Source organism: Peredibacter starrii (assembly GCF_034259205.1).
Lineage (GTDB): Bacteria > Bdellovibrionota > Bacteriovoracia > Bacteriovoracales > Bacteriovoracaceae > Peredibacter > Peredibacter starrii.
Genome location: NZ_CP139487.1, coordinates 1,625,820 through 1,645,947, shown reverse-complemented (window position 1 = coordinate 1,645,947; position 20,128 = coordinate 1,625,820). Strand labels below are relative to the sequence as shown.

General features: G+C 42.7%; 26 protein-coding genes. 11 read left to right on the top strand and 15 right to left on the bottom strand.

Annotated elements, in window-relative coordinates; translation table 11 throughout:
• Positions 1-143 precede the first annotated feature (143 nt).
• Positions 144-617: an SRPBCC family protein gene (locus SOO65_RS08330; protein ID WP_321399275.1), complete on the top strand. Its 474-nt coding sequence runs from the start codon at positions 144-146 to the stop codon at positions 615-617.
• Here the strand turns inward: SOO65_RS08330 and ygiD are convergent.
• Positions 614-1,465, bottom strand: coding sequence for a 4,5-DOPA-extradiol-dioxygenase (gene ygiD / locus SOO65_RS08325; protein ID WP_321399274.1), 852 nt, complete (start codon positions 1,463-1,465; stop codon positions 614-616). The genes SOO65_RS08330 and ygiD overlap by 4 nt on opposite strands.
• Before the next feature lie 191 nt (positions 1,466-1,656).
• Here ygiD and SOO65_RS08320 point away from each other — a divergent pair, with 191 nt between their 5' ends.
• Positions 1,657-2,337, top strand: a complete 681-nt coding sequence (locus SOO65_RS08320) for a hypothetical protein (protein ID WP_321399272.1) — start codon at positions 1,657-1,659, stop codon at positions 2,335-2,337.
• On the opposite strand, the gene SOO65_RS08315 is transcribed toward SOO65_RS08320, so the two are convergent.
• From SOO65_RS08315 to SOO65_RS08285, 7 genes are all read right to left on the bottom strand, one after another.
• Complete coding sequence (locus SOO65_RS08315) at positions 2,338-2,550, bottom strand: DUF2905 domain-containing protein (RefSeq protein ID WP_321399270.1); 213 nt, start codon at positions 2,548-2,550, stop codon at positions 2,338-2,340.
• Positions 2,547-3,065, bottom strand: coding sequence for a YkgJ family cysteine cluster protein (locus SOO65_RS08310; protein WP_321399268.1), 519 nt, complete (start codon positions 3,063-3,065; stop codon positions 2,547-2,549). Before SOO65_RS08310 ends, SOO65_RS08315 begins: the two co-directional genes overlap by 4 nt.
• Positions 3,066-3,096: 31 nt before the next feature.
• Entirely contained in the window at positions 3,097-3,747 is a 651-nt protein-coding gene (locus tag SOO65_RS08305) for a phosphatase PAP2 family protein (RefSeq protein ID WP_321399266.1), read from the bottom strand.
• A 1-nt stretch (position 3,748) separates the two neighbouring features.
• On the bottom strand, positions 3,749-4,597 hold the full coding sequence (locus SOO65_RS08300; protein WP_321399264.1) for an endonuclease/exonuclease/phosphatase family protein: 849 nt from the start codon (positions 4,595-4,597) through the stop codon (positions 3,749-3,751).
• A gap of 143 nt (positions 4,598-4,740) precedes the next feature.
• On the bottom strand, positions 4,741-5,637 hold the full coding sequence (locus SOO65_RS08295) for a hypothetical protein (RefSeq protein ID WP_321399262.1): 897 nt from the start codon (positions 5,635-5,637) through the stop codon (positions 4,741-4,743).
• Between the two features lie 52 nt (positions 5,638-5,689).
• The gene (locus SOO65_RS08290) at positions 5,690-6,718 is read right to left on the bottom strand and encodes an NAD(P)H-dependent flavin oxidoreductase (protein ID WP_321399260.1); all 1,029 of its coding nucleotides are present in this window, start codon (positions 6,716-6,718) and stop codon (positions 5,690-5,692) included.
• Positions 6,715-7,425: a cyclase family protein gene (locus SOO65_RS08285; protein ID WP_321399257.1), complete on the bottom strand. Its 711-nt coding sequence runs from the start codon at positions 7,423-7,425 to the stop codon at positions 6,715-6,717. The genes SOO65_RS08290 and SOO65_RS08285 overlap by 4 nt, the downstream gene beginning before the upstream one ends.
• Before the next feature lie 102 nt (positions 7,426-7,527).
• Here SOO65_RS08285 and SOO65_RS08280 point away from each other — a divergent pair, with 102 nt between their 5' ends.
• The gene (locus SOO65_RS08280) at positions 7,528-7,953 is read left to right on the top strand and encodes a VOC family protein (protein WP_321399254.1); all 426 of its coding nucleotides are present in this window, start codon (positions 7,528-7,530) and stop codon (positions 7,951-7,953) included.
• Between the two features lie 32 nt (positions 7,954-7,985).
• Here the strand turns inward: SOO65_RS08280 and SOO65_RS08275 are convergent, their stop codons facing one another.
• Complete coding sequence (locus SOO65_RS08275) at positions 7,986-8,999, bottom strand: aldo/keto reductase (RefSeq protein ID WP_321399252.1); 1,014 nt, start codon at positions 8,997-8,999, stop codon at positions 7,986-7,988.
• Between the two features lie 181 nt (positions 9,000-9,180).
• Between SOO65_RS08275 and SOO65_RS08270 the strand changes: the two genes are divergently transcribed.
• Both SOO65_RS08270 and SOO65_RS08265 read left to right on the top strand, forming a co-directional pair.
• Entirely contained in the window at positions 9,181-10,224 is a 1,044-nt protein-coding gene (locus tag SOO65_RS08270; RefSeq protein ID WP_321399249.1) for a S1 family peptidase, read from the top strand.
• Between the two features lie 107 nt (positions 10,225-10,331).
• Positions 10,332-11,336, top strand: a complete 1,005-nt coding sequence (locus SOO65_RS08265; protein WP_321399247.1) for an endonuclease/exonuclease/phosphatase family protein — start codon at positions 10,332-10,334, stop codon at positions 11,334-11,336.
• Here the strand turns inward: SOO65_RS08265 and SOO65_RS08260 are convergent.
• Positions 11,333-12,181, bottom strand: coding sequence for an endonuclease/exonuclease/phosphatase family protein (locus SOO65_RS08260; protein ID WP_321399245.1), 849 nt, complete (start codon positions 12,179-12,181; stop codon positions 11,333-11,335). The genes SOO65_RS08265 and SOO65_RS08260 overlap by 4 nt on opposite strands.
• Positions 12,182-12,263: 82 nt before the next feature.
• Positions 12,264-12,917: a TMEM175 family protein gene (locus tag SOO65_RS08255; protein ID WP_321399244.1), complete on the bottom strand. Its 654-nt coding sequence runs from the start codon at positions 12,915-12,917 to the stop codon at positions 12,264-12,266.
• A 66-nt stretch (positions 12,918-12,983) separates the two neighbouring features.
• Between SOO65_RS08255 and SOO65_RS08250 the strand changes: the two genes are divergently transcribed.
• Complete coding sequence (locus SOO65_RS08250; RefSeq protein WP_321399242.1) at positions 12,984-13,805, top strand: aldo/keto reductase; 822 nt, start codon at positions 12,984-12,986, stop codon at positions 13,803-13,805.
• Positions 13,806-13,814: 9 nt separating this feature from the next.
• On the opposite strand, the gene SOO65_RS08245 is transcribed toward SOO65_RS08250, so the two are convergent.
• Positions 13,815-15,095, bottom strand: coding sequence for a TolC family protein (locus SOO65_RS08245; protein WP_321399240.1), 1,281 nt, complete (start codon positions 15,093-15,095; stop codon positions 13,815-13,817).
• A 178-nt stretch (positions 15,096-15,273) separates the two neighbouring features.
• Here SOO65_RS08245 and SOO65_RS08240 point away from each other — a divergent pair, with 178 nt between their 5' ends.
• Entirely contained in the window at positions 15,274-15,849 is a 576-nt protein-coding gene (locus tag SOO65_RS08240; RefSeq protein ID WP_321399239.1) for a YceI family protein, read from the top strand.
• A gap of 20 nt (positions 15,850-15,869) precedes the next feature.
• Positions 15,870-16,502 (top strand): isochorismatase family protein, encoded by a 633-nt coding sequence (locus tag SOO65_RS08235; protein WP_321399237.1) that lies wholly within the window; start codon positions 15,870-15,872, stop codon positions 16,500-16,502.
• Here the strand turns inward: SOO65_RS08235 and SOO65_RS08230 are convergent.
• Positions 16,499-16,783: an ArsR/SmtB family transcription factor gene (locus tag SOO65_RS08230; RefSeq protein ID WP_321399236.1), complete on the bottom strand. Its 285-nt coding sequence runs from the start codon at positions 16,781-16,783 to the stop codon at positions 16,499-16,501. The two genes, SOO65_RS08235 and SOO65_RS08230, sit on opposite strands and share 4 nt — an antisense overlap.
• Before the next feature lie 89 nt (positions 16,784-16,872).
• Between SOO65_RS08230 and SOO65_RS08225 the strand changes: the two genes are divergently transcribed.
• The 3 genes from SOO65_RS08225 (at position 16,873) to SOO65_RS08215 (ending at position 19,230) form a co-directional block, all read left to right on the top strand.
• On the top strand, positions 16,873-18,057 hold the full coding sequence (locus tag SOO65_RS08225) for an MFS transporter (protein ID WP_321399234.1): 1,185 nt from the start codon (positions 16,873-16,875) through the stop codon (positions 18,055-18,057).
• A 51-nt stretch (positions 18,058-18,108) separates the two neighbouring features.
• The gene (locus SOO65_RS08220) at positions 18,109-18,687 is read left to right on the top strand and encodes a PhnA domain-containing protein (RefSeq protein WP_321399232.1); all 579 of its coding nucleotides are present in this window, start codon (positions 18,109-18,111) and stop codon (positions 18,685-18,687) included.
• A gap of 78 nt (positions 18,688-18,765) precedes the next feature.
• Entirely contained in the window at positions 18,766-19,230 is a 465-nt protein-coding gene (locus SOO65_RS08215) for a hypothetical protein (protein WP_321399230.1), read from the top strand.
• Between the two features lie 31 nt (positions 19,231-19,261).
• Here the strand turns inward: SOO65_RS08215 and SOO65_RS08210 are convergent, their stop codons facing one another.
• Positions 19,262-19,573 (bottom strand): hypothetical protein, encoded by a 312-nt coding sequence (locus tag SOO65_RS08210; protein WP_321399228.1) that lies wholly within the window; start codon positions 19,571-19,573, stop codon positions 19,262-19,264.
• A 143-nt stretch (positions 19,574-19,716) separates the two neighbouring features.
• Complete coding sequence (locus SOO65_RS08205) at positions 19,717-20,127, bottom strand: hypothetical protein (RefSeq protein ID WP_321399226.1); 411 nt, start codon at positions 20,125-20,127, stop codon at positions 19,717-19,719.
• Between the last annotated feature and the right edge of the window lies 1 nt (position 20,128).

Below are 20,128 nucleotides of genomic sequence, written 5' to 3'. Positions count from 1 at the left end.
GCCCGGAATATATGTCTGAACTCTCACGGATAGGAAACTTTATTAAAAACTAAGAATTTTTTTCGTAGCAGCGGGCTGGACAAGCACCCCATGTTTTATGGAGTTTGGCCCGGTAAACTCCTAAGACCTTAAGGAGACCTGCCATGCTTGAAAATGTAAGCACTAATCCGAAATTCAACTTCAGTCTAGTTCTACCCGTCCCCATTGATATGGTATATGCGGCCTGGACTGATCCGGCCCAATTGGCGGTCTGGTGGGGCCCTCATGGTTTTACAAATCCTGTGTGCCAGATAGAAGATCGCCCGGGAGGAAAGATTTTAATTCACATGCAGGACAGCTTCGGAACCATTCATCCGATGGATGGAACTTTTCATGAGGTGGAAGAGAGAAAGCGCCTGATTTTCACCAGCCAGGCCCTGAATCAGGCCGGTCGACCTATTCTTCAGGTCTTAAATACAGTGATCTTTGAGGAAGTTAATGAGGGCACAAGACTCACGGTTCTGGCGGATGTCGAACGCGTGAGCCTTTCAGCAAAAACATATTTGGATGGCATGGAAGACGGATGGTCCGAAAGCCTTGATCGACTCAAAAACTTTTTGATTCGAAAAATGTCTTAAGCGAACATCATTGAACGCATGGACAGTGAAGCGTTCTGCATTCCTTCGAAGATGTATTTAACTTTTTCCGGAGAATCTGCCGCCCCATAGGCATAGAGAATCGGAAGATAGTGTTCAACTGAAGGATGGGCCATATTCCAAAGACTCTGATACTTCCCTGTTTTTCCCAGCAGAAAATCTTCATCACGTTTTAAAATAGCGTTCTTTAAAAGTTCATCGAACTCCAGCGCCCAATCAGTGGCCGGCGCATCTTCGGTCCAGGAAATACGTCGAAGGTTGTGAGTGACGTTACCACTTCCCACAATCAAAACTCCCTCATTTCGAAGAACAGATAACTCCCTGGCAAGATTCAGGTGATCTTTGAAAGTCATGTTGCGATTAAGACTCAACTGTAGAACCGGAACATCTGCTTTGGGATAGAGAAACTTCAAGACCGCCCAGGTTCCGTGATCCAGTCCCCAAGTCGAATCCGTCTCAATCAATGGAGATAATTTGCTAATTCGATCGGCCAGGGCCAGGTCCCCGGGTGCTGGATATTGAATTTGATAAAGCGGCTCAGGGAATCCTCCAAAATCATGAATCGTTCTTGGCCTCTCAAGTTTTAACACCTTGGTCCCCATGGTTTCCCAGTGGGCGGAGATGACGAGAAGTGCTTTTGGAGTCGGTAGCTCCTTCCCCGTTTGCTCTAAAAATTGAGTAAAGGAATTATGAGCAATGGCATTCATGGGCGAACCATGGGCCAGAAAAAGGGTCGGCATACGAGTGGAAGATTCACCCTTTAAATTTTTAAATAATGCTGTTCCCACTGCCCCTCCAATTAACGTCCCCATAAATAATCGACGATTCATACAATACTCCCAGGGGTCTATTACATCACCCTTCTCATGAGGACGGTAGGAGACAGAATGAAAAAATACTGTCCTGAATTAGGAACAATCCACCTCTTAAGTATTTAGAAATATTTAATAAATTTTTCCTTATATTTTTTGGTGAATTGTCCCGATATAAGAATTCGACCATTCACCTGACAGGAAGTTCTATGGATCAGACTCTTCGTCCCATCAACGAAAAAGATATTCCCAGCATTATTGAGAAGGCCGTTCTCTTCGGAGGAAAAATCACTCAATCAAATCCAAACTCAATGGTTGAGATGGCGATTAAACGCGTGGATGTTGACGTTTATGGAACGATGACGATCAAACTTACGGAAGCTCCTCCGATTGAGAAGAAGCGTCCTATCTCGATTACCTTCAACTATCGCAGTTTGTTTTTTTATCTCGATCCAACTCAATACGTATTGAAAGACGACACCATCGTGGCCGACCTCCCAAAAGGTGCGAAGGCGATTGCCATCCGTAATGATGATCGTTATGTCATGCCTCACAATACTGAGATCAAAACAACCATCCATCGAATTGAAAAGCGTCTGGAGTCTTGTCCTCTGGAAGTGAAGATCGTGGATGTTTCACAAAATGGGCTGGGTCTTTTGATTTCGAATCACGGTGACCGTGCCCTTCTTCCTAACGATCACATCTGGGTCAAGGCCCTTTGTGATATGGCCCTAAAAAAGCCGATCTTCGGTCGAATCGTTTATACCATCATCAAAAAGTATAAGGACAACTCGCTTGATTTAAGAGTGGGAGTATCTTTGGATGAGGCGATTCCGGAAGAAGTCTTTAGCGAGCTTCAGAAGAAATCCAATCTGATTCTTTCAGCTTAATTACTTTCTAAAAAAATACATGATGAGTGACAAGAGTGCGCTTAGGAGCAAGCTTGTCGTAATGGGAATGAAGACCTTCGTGTTCTCACCTTCAATTCGAATGTCCCCAGGTAAACGCCCTAGTGGGATCTTTCCACCTGAAAAATGCCACAATAGTCCTGAAACAATCAATACAACGCCAATGATGATAAGGGTCTTACTGATGGGGTTCATAGCTTCTCCCTGAGATCAGAAAGCGCCACCCTCTCGCGAGAATGGTTCCCGGCATCGACCTTCTCTAATTGAGAAAGAATCATATTCAAAAGATCTAAATTCAGAACTTCTTTTTCAGAAAGCTCATCCAGCATGTCTTCATTCAAAGGACAGATGTCCAGATATTCATCTGCTCCGTCTTTGAACTTCATGGCAAGCCCTTGAGTGCGGCAAATAAGAGGTCGCGCTTCGTAAATCGTGCAGGCCTCTTCATGAAGGAACACACATGACTTTGCTTCTACTCCATGAAAGGTCTGAGTAGTATTTAAGGGGGTCTTCCATTTCTCGCGAATAGCACTTTGTTTTTCAATGGGAAGAGAACGAAACCAGTTTTCGATATTATGAGACTCTACTTGAAACACAGAAAGATCAACGTAACAGCAGCGTGAGCATCCCTTTTGGCAATGAGACAACGCCTGGGCCTCAGGACCCACCGTAAATTCCGACACTTTTTGATAGAGATCTAAAACCCTCATGAACGAAGAGTAACGGGGACTTAACTTCTAGTCAAATCCCCTGCACTTCTTTCAGGATATTGGTGGTTTTCATGACATGGTCAGAGAGAACATCCCCGAGTTTCTTGCCTGCCTCAATATCACTTGGATGATGAACTCCTCCGAGGATACGATGATGAGCGGCCTCATCGGCACGTTTCATAAAAGCTTCGGCACGATCAGGATAAATTCGAGAAAGAATACGAGCAAAAACTCGAGCAACCGTTGTATGACCGCTTGGATATGCGTAAGAGTTTTCAAGTCCAATACAAGGAATGATATCCGCACGGGTTTTATAAGGGCGAGGACGTTTATAAACACCCTTGGCGATATAAATATTAATACCTGCTTCAGCGTAGGCCTTGAAAAGTTTTACCGACAAGATGTTCGCTTCACGCTTGGTGAGGGGACCATTGTTTCGATAGAAAATATTTTTTAAAGTTCCAGTTTCCTGAGTGGCCGCATCCGCGCATTGCTCAGGTGTACGAGTGGCCTGAAGATCAAGCATGGCCTCAAAGTCCCTAGCCTCTTCTTCAGAACCAGGGGCCGGGTAAGGGCCAATGATTGAACGAATGGTAGATTTAGATAAAACTTTAAAAAAAGCAGCTTGGGCCTCTTGCCCGGATGTTAAGAGAAACGCACATAACATCAGTCTAAGAATCATCCTAATTCTCCTCCTGAACTGTAATATCAAGGACCATTGGTTTATGGTCACTGCCTCGGGCGAACCCCAGGACTTCAGCATTTTTTACATCGAGACCACGAACGAAGCCGTGATCTAAAACATTGTTTGTGAACTTTGCCACCATTCTTTGGTGAGCATTTTTAAACTTCACTTCTGTGAGTTTATGCTTTTGCATGAGATCAAATAAATAGCGCATACGAGCTTTCGTACGAGTATTGAAGTCTCCTGCTACGAGTACTGGACCCTCGTGTTTTGAAATCTCTTCCTCGGCCTGGAACATATTTCTTTTAAATGATCCAAATGTCGTGAAGTTAATACCATGGACATTGATCACCAGGAGTTCCTTACTTGAACCTTTGAGTGGGTATTTTCCCAGAGTCATTGCCTTCGGAGTGTCCGTGGCAGGTTCCCTATCTACCGTATGCTTGATAACCAGTTCAGTTGGTTCTACTCGCGAACCAATCATGGTGCCGGTGGGAAGATTGCCAAAGAGTTGATATCGAAAACTAATTCCCATGTCCCAGCGGAATTCCGGAAATGATTCCAGTGTTTTCGTGAAGAGTTCATTCGGATAAGCTTCTTGAAGAAGAAAGAGCTCACGGCCCTGACTAAAAGTTTTAAATTCTTTTTCCCAGGCGGCCTCTTGGGTCTTCTTTATGTTCCAAACCAAAACCTTAACACTCTCCGGGAGTTCTCGCTCAGAGGAAGTTCCAGTAATAGTATGGGCCTCGCTTAAAGGGACCTTATTGAAGTACCTTGAAATTAATCCGGCCGAAGCATCTAAATTGATAAAAAGAATAAGTGAAAGAGCAAAGACAATTCTATCCATGAACTGATCTCCTCTAAAGATCATCTCACAAATTAGAATTTCCATAGGGGCAAAAGGCGTGTCTTTTTTGATGCACACCAAAGTGCTAATAACTACTTAGCTAATAAGAAAATCTTGTCACTTAGAGGAGAAAATATTGCCGCTTAATTGAACTTGGCCCCGAAGTAATAGGTCCTACTTCCAAGTTGAGCACCGTTTTTGCTGAGGAAAACGGCGAAGGCCTTAGAGGCAGGAATTTCCTGTGAGGCCTTAAGTCTGAATGTTTTTGGAGAAAGTTCCTGAACCAAAATACCATTGGGAAGTTTCCACACGACTCTATCCACCTGGGCCTCTCGAGCAAATTTAAACTCGATACCAATGATCTCATTTGGTTTTAAACGATAGCGATTAAGTTTTGATTTCTCAATTCCAGTTACAACATCATCCACTTCTTCTTTTTGAGGAGGTGCGGAGAATAAACGAAGAGCATTTCTTAGAGAAGTACGAGATTGAATAAAAGAACTTGCGTAAGCGTTTCCGCGCTCATGGTCCCCTTGGACCAGACCTGCTCTCAAGGCCGTGCGGTATTCACGAATGTAACCAAAACCTTGATAAAAATTTTCTCCGAAATAAGCATCAGGATTGATGAGATAGGCAAAGTAATCGGCCAGACCTTCATGGACATCGACTCGCATATTATTACCACAAAGGTTTCGCGAGTAATTGCAAAGAAAGGCATGAAACATTTCGTGATAAATCACATCTACTGAATCAAGACCGTAGTTAATTACCTTTTCGTTTGAACAGAACACAACTTGGTTGCTAACAAAATTGAAACCGGTTCGTACACAGTCCCTTGGAGCGATGGCAATGGTCAGAGGAACATTTAATGGACCAATTTCCCGCGTGAATAAGTCATGAGCAATTTTGTAATGATGATTTAATTCAGCGGCATTGATACGAATGTTATTTGGATTTTGAATCACTAGACCAGGAGCACTCCAAAGAGTTCCCATTGAAATTAGTCCCAGAAAGAACAAAACAACTTTAAGCTTATTCATTCGAACTAATGGTACTGGTAGACCGGACTCAGGTCAAAGGCCCTCCCGGTTTTTACATACCAGTCCCTAGAAGTTTTGTGAGGTCAAAAGCACTCATTTCACGAGCTAAGCCTGCGGATTGACCTGACCACAGAGGCATGAAGTCCCCTGATCCATGAGGTTCAGTCTTTGCCTTAAGAGGTGCCAAGGCATTAACCGCCGTAGGGAATTCAGGAGCATCCGTAGAAATGGGTCCCACTTCACGCATGATTCGGTTCATGAAGCCTCTTGCAGGTCTACCTGTGAAGACGTTGGTAAGTGCCGTTTCATGAGTCTTCGCCTCATTTAGGATCTTTCTATGAACTGGCGAGACCTTCGCTTCTGGAGTAAATAAATAGGCCGTGCCCACTTGAACCATTGAAGCTCCAAGAACAAAGGCGGCCTTCACTCCCCTGATATCAGAAATCCCACCGCTTGCTATCACTGGAATTTTTACCGAGTCCACGATTAATGGAACGAGAGACATGGTACCAACTTGAGTCGAAAGATCATTGTGAAGAAAGATTCCACGATGCCCGCCGGCCTCAAAGCCTTGAGCGATAATCGCGTCACAACCATGGGCCTCAAGCCAAAGAGCTTCAGGAAGTGTGGTGGCAGAAGAAAGAACCTTTGCTCCAATGGCCTTAACTCTTTTAACCAGATCTTCATGAGGAAGTCCGAAGTGAAAGCTCACCACTGCCGGTTTAATTTCTTCAACTAGCCTGCACATTTCCTCATCAAAAGCTTTCCTAGGAGGTACTGGGATAGTTTGATTGAGATCAATAGCAAATTCTTGATAATAATCCGCCAAACGTTTTTTCCAATTTACTTCTTGTTCCGGATTATTGCCCGGAGGATGATGACAAAAGAAATTGAGGTTAAACGGTTTATCAGTGGCAGCACGAATTCTGGCGACCTCACTTCGGATCTGGTCAGAACTTAAATTGGCGCAAGGAAGAGAGCCAAGCCCCCCTGCCTTACAAACTTCAATGACCATTGCCGAATCATTGGCCCCGGCCATGGGTGCCTGAATGATAGGAAGTTCAGTGCCGAGAAAATTCATAATAACTCCAATTCGTCTTTTGAAAATAAAACTGGAACCACCGGAGACTCAGAAGCACCCTCAATTGGTAAAGGGAAAGCAGACATGAAGTAAGAACCTTCGGGAACATTTTTGAGTTCGAGGTTCTCTAGGATGAGTGCCTGCTTGAAAAGAGTATTGTGGATAGGACGCTCAGGTTTACCCGGGTTAAAGTCAGAAGATTTCCAGGACGTTCCATAGAGGTGAAATTCTTCATGTGAAACGAGGAAGTCAGCACTTTCCTGAGAAAGGGTCAGAACATAGTTCGGATCATGATAACCTTGTTTGTTCTGAGGATACACTTCAGTTGTAATAAGAAGCTTCTTTGGGAATTGTGAGACCTTCAAAGCATCCAATCGTGCTTCAATTTCAGCTTTTGAAATGACCCAATGATAAACTCCATTCCCCTTATCAACATAGTTATTCCCAGTCAGGCGAATCACCAGGGTCTGTCCATAGAAGTTTTGAGGTTTTTTATAATAAACATCCAATCGCTTTCCATCTTTGATGGTATGGGCCGGAGTTTCTATGTGAGTTAAGCTGTGGGAACGAAGAACATGTTCATCATATTGAACCGGCGGCATCTTACCTGATTCGATTGAATAAATGTTCTTATTTTCATAAGCGAGACCCTCGCCCCACATTCCGGGAGAATCACTGGTAATCATCGGCGAAAGGATAAAAGGCATATTAATTCTCCGAAGAATCTTAAATTATTTTACAATTATGCGCTCAGCTTTGACCAAAAGAAAGCATCCTCGCTACAATTTTCTCCTAATAAAGGACGACGTATGCTTGGAGTACAATCTTATCTGATCTTCAATGGTAGCTGTGAAGATGCCATGAAACTTTACTGCGATGTTTTCGGCGGAGATATTCAATATGTTATGAGGTACAAAGACGCTCCTCAAAACGCAGGAATGGACACCCCTGCGAACTGGAAAGAAAAAGTAATGCATGCCAACTTCATCATTCGTGGCGTTCAACTCATGGCTTCAGACTCTCATCCAGGTTCAGAAATCAAAATTGGAAATAATGTTCACCTTTGTGTGAACTACCAAAAAGACGAGAAGATGGATGATGCTTTTAATAAGCTCTCTCAAGGAGGCAAAGTCTTAATGCCTCTTCAAAACACCTTTTGGGATGCTCGTTTTGGGATGATTCAAGATCGTTTTGGGAATAGCTGGATGTTTAGCCAGCAATTAGAGACGAAATAAAAAAAGGGGCGACCATGTCGCCCCTTTCTTTTTTAATGACCCAACATTGGAAATTGTTTTTGGTGCCAATAAGGGTAAATGGGCTTCGTATCTGATACAGCATCGAGCTTGGCGATTTGTTCAGGTGAAAGCTTCCATCCAATTGCTCCGAAGTTTTGTTTTAACTGCTCTTCGTTACGTGCACCAATAATGATGCTTGCAACTGTAGGACGTGAAAGAACCCAGTTAAGAACCACTTGAGGAACGGTCTTTCCTACTTCACTTGCGACTTCATGAAGAACATCCACCACATTATAAAGATGATCTGATTTCGCCGACACCACGAAATCCATTTTCGCCGAACGAGAATCGGCAGCAGGTGGAGTTTTACGTGTGATCTTTCCAGAAAGAGCGCCACCGGCCATCGGACTCCAAACAACAGTTGAAACCTGCTGATCTTTTGCCAAAGGCATAAGCTCCCACTCAAATTCACGCCCTACTAGTGAATAATAGGCCTGATGGGCAACATACTTTGACCATCCATATCTTTCAGATACAGAAAGTGATTTCATTAAGTGCCAGCCAGAAAAATTTGAGCAACCGATGTAGCGAATCTTACCGGCGCGTACGAGATCATCCAATGCTCTGAGAGTTTCCTCAACATTTGTATTGGCATCAAATCCATGCATGTAATAGAGGTCAATATAGTCAGTGCCCATGCGGCGAAGGCTATCGTCACACTCTTTGATGATTGACCAGCGAGATGAACCATAATCGTTGGGACCACTTCCCATGGGAAAGGTTGATTTTGTCGAAATAAGAAGCTTATTTCGTTTGCCCTTAATTGCGGCCCCAAGAATTTCTTCCGACATACCTGCCGAGTATCCATTGGCCGTATCAAAAAAATTCACCCCATGATCCATACAAAGATCGATAAGACGAGTTGCCTCTTTCACATCGGTGCTTCCCCATGCTTTAAAGAACTCGTTACCCCCACCAAAAGTGGCCGTTCCAAAACTTAGAACCGGAACATTAAAGCCAGACCCACCTAATTTTCTATATTCCATAACTCGAACCTCAATTGATGTTTTTAAAGTAACAATTAGAACGCAGGTCCATGGATTTAACCAGCCGCGGAGAGACAAAATAAAAAGTGTAAAGATTTTAGAGGCCGTCAAAAGTTTAGACAGTCTATCCTCTGGGAAAAGCAGTCATAAAGTTGGTCCTATATTTGCTTAATAGATTCCCATGAAAAAATTAATCTTTGCTATTCTCCTTTTAAGCGCACAAGTTTACGCGGCCCCTGGTTTTTTTAATCCTAATGACCCCAAGCTTCCGCCAAAACTTAAAACAGCGGCCGAATCGGTCTATCAGGTGAGAACGGCCTTTTTTGAAGATTATGAAAACTACTCTGACTTAGAGGCCATTGACCTTACCAAAACTGATATTAAAGAAGTCTTTGCGTTCATCGATAATACGACTATCGATAAACAAGATAAAGAAATCCAAAAGGCCTTCTTAAAGAGATGTAAAACTCAGGAAGAAAAAGAAAACTGTATCATACCTGGTAAGATCTCCATCGGCAGTGGGTTTATCACTGGTTCAGGAAGTAAGCTTTGGACCAATGCCCATGTTCTTGAGCGTATGCTTAAAACAAAAGCTGCCACGAATGAAAAAACGATTCAAGATCTTTTAAAATCAAAAAACAAAATGCCACTTTTTATTTTCGATAAAAACGGCAATATGGTTTTTAATGGTCTGGAAGAAGAAGTGACTTTTGCCGCTGTTCCACACCAGACTCAACTGACTCAAAGGGGTGGAACCTTCTACGGAATCGACTCTGATTATTTGGCGATTCAACTCCCAAAAAATATCGGAAAACCACTTAAAGTGGCCAAGCAATTAACGAGTGATGATGTGGCCTCAATTGGATATCCGGCCTGTACAGGTTGCGAAACACCTGAAGGTGAAGATCCAATGGATTACATTGATCGGGCTCCTTATCAAAATGCAGAAAATTGTCTGGAAAAAGTCACTGGCGGAAAGCTCATTACACCGGAGACCTTTGGACAATTACTCCAAATCAATCAGCAACTAATGAATTCTGTGGATAAAAGAACATTCGTGGCCCATACCGCAGATTCTCAACACGGTATGAGCGGTGGACCAATTCTTAACTTCAATGGAGAGGTCGTTGGAATCAATGCTGGTGGAAAAACAATTCAATCCCAGAATGGAATTCAAAGAATTTCACGAGGCGTAAGACCACCGGAATTATTTAAAGAGCCATAGGATGAAAAGCTTTTAATAACTGAGGTGTTTTTTCATACTCACGAGAAGAAACTATTTAAAAAATTAAATTGAACTAGAGTTAACCAGAACCAATACAAGCGGGACTTATGAAATTTTTGTTACCAATGCTGTTTATGATGTCTTCTCTTTCTTACGCCAAAACGTTCAAGCTCATGCAGTACAACGTTGAGAATCTCTTCGACACCCGCCACGACCAAAACAAGGAAGACTATGTTTACTTGCCCCTCAATGTGAAGAATCGCATTCCGGGGATGAATGAGTATTGCGCTAAACAGGGCTCACCATTTAATGTGAACCAATGTTTAAACCTGGATTGGACGGAACCAAAACTTCAAAGGAAGCTTCAAAACATCGCGCAGGTAATTCGCTCCTACGACAATAGCGGACAAGGTCCTGACGTAGTTGTTATCGAGGAAATCGAAAATAGAAATGTTCTAAATCAACTTGCGACTCAAGGTCTAAGAGGTCTTTACCGCTTCCAGGTTCTTCTGGAAGGTGAAGACGAACGCGGAATCGATATTGGGATTCTTTCTAAATATCCGGTTATTTCTGCTCAACGCTACCCTCTTGTGATCAATGGTCAGAGAGTTGGAACTCGCGGTATCACTGGTGTTGCTCTTAATGTTGAAGGAAAGACCGTTGCCGTGTTCGGTAACCACTGGCCAAGCCAAAGTAACCCAGTTCAATTTCGCGAGGCCTCTGCTCGTATGTTAAATGAACTAGCAAAACAAAGTCGTGCTGATCTGATTGTTGCTGCCGGTGACTTTAATACTCTACCGACTGATGTACCTTCACCTTTTAATCACCTGGTGGATTTCGTAGACGCTGAAAGAGAGGCCAGAAAAGTGAATCGAAACCTTCACCCTGGAACTCACTTCTTTAAGGGAGAATGGTCTTCTCTGGATCATATTTTCATTCACAAGAGCTCAAAGATGAAACCGCGCTTTGACCGCTTTCAGATTATGAATCGACCGTTCATCATGAAGCGTGATGAAAGAGGATCTGGGCAAATGATTCCAAATCGCTTTGACTTTGACAATGCGACCGGGTACTCAGACCACCTTCCTATGACAATGGAATTTGAATACTAAAGAGATAGGTCAAGGGTCATTGGTTTATGATCACTACCCTTGGCCCCACCTAGAACTTCTGCGTTCGTTACTTTAAGACCACGAACAAAAGCATAATCCAAATAGTAAGTAGAGAATTTCGCCACCATTCTCTGGTTGGCGTTTTTGAAACTGACCTCTTCCATCTTAAGCGCCTTCATCACCTTGTACATGTATTCAGTGCGCTCTCTATTGCGAGTATTGAAATCTCCAGCGATTAAAACCGGACCTTCATGATTCTCGATCTCTTCTTTTGCCTGATTGATTTGTCTCTGGAAAGAATAGAAATCTGTGAAGTTGATTCCGTGAATATTAATCACGAGAAAATCATCTTTTCTATCGGTTAGCGGATAACGGGCCAAAGTCATGGCCTTTGGTGTTTCCGTCATCGGCTCAAGATCAGGAGTGTGCTTGATGATGACCTCAATTGGCTCGACCTTCGAACCAATCATAGTTCCAGTGGGAAGGTCATTCATGAGGACATAACGAAAACTGATGCCCATGTCCCAACGAAATTTACTAAGAACACCTAGTGTATTTTTAAAAAGTTCATTCGGATAAACTTCCTGAAGAAGGAACAATTCGCGACCACGACCAAATGAAAGAAACTCAGTTTGCCAGGCCGGCTCCTGGGTCTTTTTAATGTTCCAAACAAGAACCTTAATCGATTTAGGATTGAAGCTTGAAAGTGAAGTCTCACCACCAAAAACATGGGCCTCTTCAAGAGGAACTTTCTTAAAGTAATCTGAGACCAGCTCTTGCTGGGCCTTGACATCAACATTGAAAAACAGCACCAGTGCCAGTGCTGAAAGGACGTGTTTCTTCATTGGGGGATTCTCCTACAGAAATGATCCCCATGAATAGACGTTTTGAATACTTTATAAACCTTACATCTCCCTATAAGCTCTTTTAATTTTGAACACTTAGGCGCTCTTTATAGACAGGTTTTACTGGAGGAAACAGAAAATGCAGGGTCAGGATCACACAAGTAGCAAGTCCCAACCATTCATTGATCAGCGAAAGGATGAGTGCCAGGACATAAACCACAGTGGACCATGAGTATAGACGGGTCAGTTTCCCAATGAACTCAGCACTCAAATTGTGGTCAATTAAGCGGTATTCCTTGCTCCCATAGATCCAGTTTGCAGTCCATGCAATGGCCGGAAGAAGAAGACCAAAAGTATAAAAAGTTACTGCCGAGAAACGATGAACATCATCATCTAGATACTCAGCAAGAACCGCAGTCGGAAAAGGTAGAAAAGAAATCGACATCAAGAAGAAGAGATTCAGAATTCCAAAAGTATGATTCACGCGTTTAAAAAGTTGGAAAATGTAGTGATGATTTAACCAGTAAATACCAATGATGATAAAACTGAATACATAGGCAAAGTAAGAGGGCCAAAGGTCTTTGAGAGCGATCATCAGATCTCTTTTGTCTTGAATGACAGTGACAACCGGCACCTTCAGTTCAAGAATGAGAAGAGTGATAGCAATGGCAAATACTCCATCACTAAAGGCCTCAATACGAGAGGTAGAGTTAACAACAAACGATTCGTTTTTCATGATGCATTCCTATCAAGACAGCCAGAGATGCCTATAAGTATAATGGCCCTTAACAAAAGGTAAACTATGCAAACAATCACATTTCATAATAATCACACAATGCCTCAACTGGGTTTCGGTATGTGGCAGGTGACCGGTGAAGAGGCCGTTAAATCCGTCAAAGAAGCTTTCAAGGTTGGATACCGTTCAATCGATAGCGCTCAAATTTATCAAAATGAATCTGAGCTGGGTCTTGCGATTAAGGAAAGCGGAATTAAGCGCGATGAACTTTTCATCACAACCAAGGTTTGGAACGAGCAGCACGGGTATGATACTGCCCTTCGTTCATTTGACGAGAGTATGAAGAAGCTTGGTCTCGAGAAACTCGATCTCATCCTCATTCACTGGCCAGCGCCCAAGAAGAATCTTTACGTGGACACCTGGAAGGCCTTGATCCGGCTCTATAAAGACAAACGTGTGACAAATATTGGGGTTTCAAACTTCACCCCGGCTTGTCTAGATCAAATTATTGATACAACTGGAGTTGTTCCAGTTCTAAATCAAATTGAACTTCATCCTCACTTTCAACAAAAAGAGCTGCGTGCTTATCACGACAAACATAACATTAAGACAGAATCATGGAGTCCACTTGGTCGAGGCCAGGTCATTCAGGATCCTGTCATTGGGCAAATTGCGGCCAAGCATAAAAAAACTCCGGCACAAGTGATTCTTCGCTGGCACTTAGATAATGGTCTAATCGTAATTCCGAAATCAGTGACCCCATCTCGCATTGCCGAGAACTTCCAGATTTTTAATTTCAAGTTGGACGATGCTGATCTTAAAGCAATTGAAAAGCTCGATCAGGCAGAAGGACGAATTGGACCGAATCCAGATACGGCGGAGTTCTAATTTGAGGCCTCAGGGCCGGATATCTTGTCCAGAAATGAGTTTAAGTTTCAATAATTCTGAGGTGAGATCATATTGAGCATTGATGTATTTATGAATTGCTATGTGGTAGGAGTCGATTGCATCAAGATATTCAATCAATGAAATACTCCTGGTACCAAATTGCCTTAGAGCAGAATCACGAACAGTTTTGGCATTTCCCAGTTGATGAGTTTGATAACGATTTAAATTGCTGTTGGTTAATTCAATTTTTCGAATTGAAGTCTCAATATCTTTAGCAAGGACGTCCCCCATGAGTCGCTCCTTCACCAAAACCTGATTTCTTTGAATCTTACTTTGAAGAACCTTCCCCTGATTGCGATCAAAAATAGGGATGGGAAATACGACCCCAACCATCCAGGACAAAGCACTCGGTAATTGAGAGCTTCCCACTTGTCCAGGCCTCGCCCCTACTTCGTTCTGTCGAGAGGCCCCGACTTGAAGTGAGAGCTCGTCCCAAATTTCGCGTTTATTTAAATCCATTTCATGTTCTACTTGCTGTCCAAAAAGATCAAGCGCAATAAAATCAGGGCGGTTTTCTTTGGCAAACTTCACGAGTTCAGCAGGATTAATCTTTTCAGAATACTGAGTCTTGAAAATAATATTGGGAGTAATTTCTTCAGAGGTCTCCATCAAAAGATAAGTCCTCAGTTTGTTCTTTTCTTCATGCTGATCCATAAGATTAGATTGCACTTCAACTTTAGAGTCTTCCAAGGCAAGTCTTGCGCGGCCCTGAAGAAGTGTTTGATTTGAAGCACTACCTATTCGTTTCTCTAGCGTAATAATAAGTTTATCCAGAAGTTGAACTTTCTCCTGAAGGAGCTCATGCTCTCTTTCCAATCGTTGAACTTTATACAAACTATCCATCATCCCATAAAGCCCTTCGCGCAACGCTGATTGAAACCGGGCCTCAGAGCCTTTGGTCGCAAATTTGGCGATTTTAACTTTTCTTTTGATGATTCCGTTAACATCCAGGGGAATCGTAACGATGACGTCTTGCTGAGCTGGTCCCCCAGTATTCTTTTGGTTCCAGTTTTCTCCGAAGGAATTTAATTGTGAGTCGAGTAACACATTGGGGTTGGGCCAGAGACTGGCGGTGAGTTCTGCCGCTTGTGAGATTTCTATGTCATAGCGTGCGGCCACCAAGCTAAGGTTCTTTTCCAGAAATATGGATATCGCCCTACTCTCAGTAAGCTCCATTGCATAAGAAGATACGTTCATGAAAATAAGAATAAAAACGAGACTCGCTTTCATGGTCCTACTTTTTCTGCGTGCTCCAAAAGGCTAGCAATTGAATCCGGTAAATAAGCGATAGGCAAAAGGATTATTTCTTAACTTTGAGACCATTTGTGTAAGCGGCCAGTGTCAAGCAAGCCGCATATTGAATTGACTCTTTGAGCACGAGACCATCGGCACCAATAAAGGAGTCCGAATGAAAATTTTGCTTTTTGCGCTTTGTCTTCTTCCTACCCTTACCTTCGCTACTCGTTATAGAACTGATCCTGATCACACTCGCATTGGCTTCAGGGTGATGCATATGATGATCAATCAAGTTAACGGACAATTTAATAATTTCATTGGGACATTTGATTTTGATCCAAAAGCAGGAACGTTGAAAGACACGAGCTTTGTGGTGAAAACCACAAGCATCGATACCGGTGTTCAAAAGCGCGATGATCATCTTCGCTCAAAAGAATTCTTCAACGTTGAAAAGTTTCCTGAGATGACCATCACAAATAGCAAAATTACCAAGAAGAAAAACAATGATTATAAATGGACCGGAGACCTCACTCTTCTTGGAGTCACTAAACCCGTCACATTTGATCTCACCTATAACGGAAGTAGAAAAGATATGGAAGGTAAAACCAAGGTGGGTTTTACAGCCAAGGGGAAAATAAATCGTAAAGACTTCGGCATGCCTTTCGATGCTCCAGTAAGTGGCGGAGGTCTACTCGTAGGAAATGATGTAGATATTTTGCTGGATATAGAGGCCTTCGAAGAAAAATAGAAAAGCCTAAGGAGGCTTATATGAAGAAAACATCTCTATGGGACTCGTCGCAAGTGGCCCTGATCCTGATTGATTATCAAGAAGAAATGTTCGCCAAGATTCGATCTAGTGATCCCAATGAAGTGGACCTCAACGTGAAACTTCTTCTTAAAGCGGCCAGCGCCTTAAAAATACCTACGATCTTAAGTACTGTAGGCGTTCAAATGGGTGTGAACCAATCAACTCGTAAATCAATCAGAGACTTGGTACCGAATTCAACTGAGATTGATCGATCAAGTATGAATGCTTGGGAAGATGAAGCTTTCAAAGCAGCAGTGAAAGCGACTGGTAAGAAGCATTTGATCTTCTGTGCTTTATGGACAGAAATTTGTCTCGCTTTTCCGGTGGTGGATGCACTCAGGGACGATTATGAAGTGATGATTCCAGTTGATGCTGTCGGTGGACTAAGTCATGTTTCTCACGACACAGCAATTGATCGCATGGTTCAAGCAGGAGCAATTCCTAATACTTCGCTAGCACTCATGACTGAGTTCTTCCGAGATTGGAAAGACCAACGTGCGACACTTCTACGTCCACTTATGGTTCAGTATTTTAAAGACGAGAAACAACTTCTCGCTCGTTCAACGAGTGGTGAATCGCAGGTATACAATTAAGATTGTTGAATAAGTTTCAGAAGTCCTGGGTATTCCTTATCCAGGGCTTCATTCAACGATAAGAATTTACGAGTTCCATCTTCACGACGTGAAATAACTCCAGCATCTAAAAGAATTTTAATGTGATGAGAGAATGTGGCCTTTGTAAGTGAGTGCTCAAAGGTACCACAGGCCATTTCTTCGCCAGCGTCTAGTAGTTGTTTAACTACAGAGATCCTAACCGGATCACCCAGGGCCTTCATTACTTGATCTATGGAAACAGATTTTATTCTTTTAGTCATTGTTAGATAAATATCTAACAATTTTCTTGATTCCTCGCAACTAAAGATTTAGATTGTTCGAAGTTTATCTAACTTTCCACAGGTCTCTAATGAACTCTACAAATTCCCTTTCTAAAAGCATGGTTTTGGTCCTCGCTACTGCAGTAGGTGTGATCGTTGCCAATAACTATTATGCCCAACCGCTGATCTCTATGATCAGCAAGGCCCTTGGACTTGCTCCTGAACTTGCAGGTCTGGTGGTAACACTCACTCAGGCCGGTTACGGTATTGGTGTACTTCTCATCGTTCCACTAGGTGATATTTATGAAAGCAGAAAACTGACTCTGATCATGATTGGAGTTGGAATTGTCAGCCTACTCGGTCTCGCATTTGCAACCAGTGTTGTACCTTATTTCCTCGCGGCCTTTGCTACAGGTGTAGGAGCTTCTACTGTACAAATTCTTGTGCCACTTGCTGCTTCAATGGTTCCTGAAACGAAGAGAGGCCAAGTGATTGGTAATCTCATGAGCGGACTCATGGTTGGTATTATGCTTTCGCGTCCGACTGCAAGTGTACTTTCAGACTTATTTCATTGGCACGCGGTCTTCGTTCTTTCGGCCATTCTAATGGCCCTGATTGGTCTTCTTCTCTATAAAGTTCTTCCTGAAAAACAACCAACGAACCCTGATTTGAAATATTCTCAACTTCTTAAATCGATGTATGAGCTTTTCAAGACAACGCCAGTTTTAAGATATCGTGCTTTTTATCAAGCATGTCTCTTTGGAGCCTTCTGTTTATTCTGGACCGCAAGCCCTCTTCTTCTCCTTGGACCAGAATTTAAACTTTCACAATCTGCCGTGGCCCTCTTCGCACTTGTAGGTGTGGCAGGCGCAGTCTCAGCTCCTTTCGCTGGTAAGGCCGCTGATAAAGGTTGGACTAAAGCTGCAACTTACGTGGCGATGATTTCGTGTTCGCTTTCATTCCTTGTAAGTCACTTCTTCCCTGCTGGATCATTTGTCGCTCTGATGTCGTTAGTATTTGCGGCGATTCTTCTTGATGCTGGTGTAACCGCTAACCTGGTTCTTGGACAAAGAGCTGTGTTCGAGCTTCCTGCCGAATTCAGAAGCCGCCTTAATGGTCTTTATATCGCCCTCATCTTTATCGGTGGAGCGACTGGTTCAGCCCTTGGTGCCTGGGCCTATGCTCGCGGTGGTTGGGAACTGACTTCGTGGGTGGGTTTTGCGATGCCGGTGGTGGCTTTACTGACATATATCACAGAAAAGAAAACAAACTAGTTTCATCACATTCATTATGTTAAGCTCATGGTCTATTCAATCGGAGTAACCATGAGCCTTTTAAACACTCTAATGAGTCGTGCCCATTCAAATTGCGAGCTTTGCGGAAGCTCTAATAATGTTTCTCTTTACGAGATTCCACCTACCGCAAAGGCCGATGAAAATACCGCTTTGATTGTTTGCGATACTTGTAAAACTCAAATTGAAAATCCAACAAACCTTGATGCTAATCACTGGCGCTGCTTAAATGACAGCATGTGGAGCGAACATCAAGCAGTTCAAGTCATGGCATGGAGAATGCTTACTCTTCTAAAAGAAGAAGCTTGGGCCCGTGAACTTCTTGAACAGCTTTATCTTGATGAAGCGGTTGTGGAATTTGCGAAGTCTGGTCTTCCGGAAGAAGAAGAAGTGGATTCTTCAGCACCAACTCTTGATAGCAATGGCACTCGCCTTGCCGATGGTGATTCCGTGACTTTGATCAAAGATCTTGATGTGAAAGGTGCTGGCTTTACGGCAAAACGTGGGACGCTGGTCAAAAACATTAGTTTAACTAATAATCCAAAACACATTGAAGGCCGCGTAAACGGCATCCAAATCGTACTGGTTGCAGCCTATCTCAAAAAGGCCTGATTACACTCTGCAAGATTTCCCATTTCATCTGAAAAGGGCTATAAAGTGGCCCTCTTTTAGATCAACTCAGGAGAAATCATGAAAAAACTTATCATCGCAGCTCTCGCCCTTGTAGCTTCAGTTGCTCAAGCTGAAACAGTTCAGATTCTTAACGTTAACCTTCCTATGTCTCGTTCTTTCTCAACTCGTGCGTTCACACGTTTCTACATGGACACACAAACTGGAGAAGGCTTCGCTAAAGTAACAGCGACTGAAGAGCGCTATACAGATATGGGCGGCGGTCACTATGGTCCAGGTGGTGTTTACTTCCCACGTGCTCCACAAACTTTCCCAGTAGTGATTTTCGAAGACACAATCAAAATTGATAACCTAATGCTTATGGATGGTCAGATCATTTATCACGGTGAAAACGGTGACGTGAACTGCGGTAAGATGGGTGTAAGCCGTGTATTCAAGAGACCAACAATTTTCCTTTCAGGAAAGTGTGATCTTGATGCCGATCTTCGCGGTACAAACTTAAAAGTTAACTTCATTACGAAGTAACAAAAAAGGCCCCGATAAGGGGCCTTATTTTTTAATTACATGTTTCGGTAATCGTCTTCCATCTCCACTCTTCTCTATCATAGGCGTCTTTCACTTTTACAAATCCAGAACACTCAACAGACTTTCCATAAACTGCTTCTGAAGAACAAGCAGCATAGTAACCTGTGTGTGCAACACCAGATCCATAAGTCGTGCAGGTCTTTTGTCCAACAACAACTCTCTCACCGAAAGCATCAAGCTTGTGACAAAAAGTTTTTGCCTTACAGACATAAAAATTTTGAGTTTTTTGAGCGAACGAGAAACTAGAAAATAAAACAGCTGAAATAAGAATGATTGATTTCATAGAAACTCCCCATTGAATGAGGAAGTAAATAGAAGAGTTCATCGAGGACGACCACTCAAGATATCCTTAAAGCTTTTTTGAGTGTGTTTTCAATTGTTATTACATTAAAGTTTAGTCATTCTTAAGGCTTTAATTAACAATTCTTAATCATCATTCCTTAAGGGTATAGTGATCTTCCTTCTGTCCCCATCAATCTTCACATCTAGATCGATGTCATAGTTGTGCTTTTGACTGTATTTCGTGTGCACAATTCCTTCGATATAGTCAGTGCGACGGATGAAATCGATTCCGTAATTGGCCTTGGTATTATCAGGATCAAGAATACCCTTTTTGATTTCAACCATGTTGATATTGATCGGCTTCATTTCCATATCGTAGAAGTAAAACTTTAGACGACGGCTCGACGAATCTTTTACTTCAATAATGTACTTAGACATCTTGAATACGTGATCGCTGCCTTGAGGACCTTCACCCGGAATTTCTTTTAGGGTCTTCGTGGTGGAACACCCAACAAGAACAGCCGCGACTATAATCAAACAGAATTTTGAAAACATT